The sequence below is a fragment of the Thiolapillus sp. genome, from assembly GCF_048562965.1.
GTDB classification, from domain to species: Bacteria; Pseudomonadota; Gammaproteobacteria; order Chromatiales; family Chromatiaceae; genus Thiolapillus; species Thiolapillus brandeum_A.
Genome location: NZ_JBHNMF010000678.1, coordinates 1 through 1638, shown reverse-complemented (window position 1 = coordinate 1638; position 1638 = coordinate 1). Strand labels below are relative to the sequence as shown.

At 57.3% G+C, this 1638-nt stretch carries 2 protein-coding genes; both read right to left on the bottom strand.

Annotated features, from left to right (window positions below; all coding sequences use genetic code 11):
* Nucleotides 1-1309, bottom strand: a 1309-nt coding sequence (locus tag ACOCD2_RS19080) for a hypothetical protein (protein ID WP_293674883.1), incomplete at its 3' end; no start/stop codon positions are given.
* Nucleotides 1310-1330: 21 nt separating this feature from the next.
* A partial coding sequence (locus tag ACOCD2_RS19075; protein ID WP_419589057.1) for a DUF2304 domain-containing protein occupies nucleotides 1331-1638 on the bottom strand: 308 nt, incomplete at its 5' end.

Below are 1638 nucleotides of genomic sequence, written 5' to 3'. Positions count from 1 at the left end.
AGCGAGAGAATGCCGTGCTATCTCTTAGCCATCTTCCATTGGAAGACAATAAGAATATTACGGCAATGATAAGAGAAATCAGTAGCACGAAGGAAAGCAGCGCACGTCTTACCCGCCTGCTTAGAGGCAGAAACTGCAGCAGCATTGTGCTCACGTAATAAAACAGGAGGTTCCAGCTACTGTTGGTGAACAGATTGTTGAGGACGGCCAGGGAGGCATCCTGTGGCTGCAGCCGTATGGTGCCGACACCGGGAAGGTAAAAAGCGCCGTCGAAATAGCCGAGCCTGCCCAGGCTGGGCAGATCCACCAGGCTGAAACCACTGAAAACAGCCAGTATCATCGCCAGGATCAGCGCGGCCAGCAGTTTCAGCGGAAGCCCCTGAATCAGCGCAAACAGCAGGCCGGTCATCAGCCACAGGCTGCCTTCGCGCTTGATGAAAAAGCCGAGCAGAAGAAACAGCAGGCCTGTGAACAGCTGTGTACGGTCTTTGGACTGCGACCATTGCAGCAGAGAGACGAATCCCAGGCCGGCGAAGCCGCTTAGCCAGATATCGGCATAGCCCGGCAGGGCCAGGTGCGCATCCAGCAGGGGAATGGAGATCAGCAGGTATCCCCCGGCAAGGGCCAGCAGGGGCGAATGCTTAAGGGATCTGGCCTGTCCGTACAAAGCGAGCACGAGTGCAAATCCGGCGAACAGGCCGGGCACGGCGGCAAGTCTGTCATCCCAGGTGCCGGCCGCCAGAGAGGGCCAGAGCTGAATCAGGGATACGGTGAGGGGGTAGTCATGGGCGGGAATGGTGTAGGTGTCGGCGGCAGTCGTGCCCAGCCAGGCAGCTGCATCCACAAAAGAAGACAGATCCTGACTCTGAAACCAGATCTTGGCCCGGTATGTCCAGGTTGTCCAGGCATCCCAGGGCAGCAGCGGCCGGTTCAAAGCATCGTAACCGGCAAACAGCAGGTGCACTGCCATCAGCACGGCGATCAGCAATGCCAGCTTTCTGCCGGAATCTCCCATAGCCGGCAGGCTGAAACGGATGGAAATCCTCCCGTATCCCGTTCTCTGCCATGCCAGCAGAAAACCCACGCAGGAGAGGAAAAGCAACATGGCGGAGACAGCAGTAAAAGACAGTTGCCCGAACAGGAAATGCGCCAGAAACAGAAGGGATGCGCAGAAGAAATTGCCGAGAAAAAAGCCGTATCCCAGGATGCGGGGAATGTTGAAACCGGTCAGGCGGGGGGAGAAGGATTCAAGCCACAGCAACCACAAGCTGCCGGCTATCCAGGGAAGCAGCAAGGCGAAAATCAGCATGGTAGTACTGATGCTCCGAGGCTAATCGCCGGCAGGGGGATGTTTGCCGGGAATGCTGTCCTCGACGCGCTTTTCGAGCATGGCCGCTCGCTGTACCAGCCGTGTAAGCTTCACTTCGTTTCTGGAACGCTCGATATCCATGACAAGAATCTTCACCACCATGGCCACGAGGCCCAGCAGCAAGGGGATGACGGGAGGATAGCTGATGCCCATCATGCGACCGATCCAGTCCACGATCTGGGGAAAGACACCCAGCACAGCCATGACCAGTGCGACAGGTACCCACCACAGGGCATAGCGTGTGTGGAGATGATCTCTTCGTACCAGGT